At 50.5% G+C, this 410-nt stretch carries 1 protein-coding gene; it reads left to right on the plus strand.

The annotated features are described in order from the left end of the window. Window positions 1–410 (plus strand): malic enzyme-like NAD(P)-binding protein (locus CHH48_RS19175; protein ID WP_303621147.1); only part of this gene is annotated, 410 nt, incomplete at both ends.

Here is a 410-nt window from a genome sequence, read left to right on the forward strand (position 1 = left end):
GTCATCATGTGTGATTCCAAAGGTATGATCTACGAAGGTCGTCCGGAGGGCATGAACAAAATGAAAGACCGCGTAGCGAAAATCACAAACCGTGATCGTCAGGAAGGCAGCCTTTCCGATGCAATCAAGGATGCTGACGTATTCATCGGTGTATCTTTGGCAAACCTATTGTCCAAAGACGATGTCCGCACAATGGCGAAGGACCCGATCATCTTCGCAATGGCGAACCCAGATCCAGAAATCCTGCCAGATGATGCAAAAGAAGCTGGTGCCCGCGTTATCGGTACTGGACGCTCTGACTTCCCGAACCAGGTGAACAACGTACTTGCCTTCCCTGGTATCTTCCGTGGTGCCCTGGATGTTCGCGCAACTGGCATTAACGAAGAAATGAAGATCGCAGCTGCAAAAGC

The organism is Terribacillus saccharophilus, assembly GCF_002272075.1.
GTDB classification, from domain to species: domain Bacteria; phylum Bacillota; class Bacilli; order Bacillales; family Amphibacillaceae; genus Terribacillus; species Terribacillus saccharophilus_A.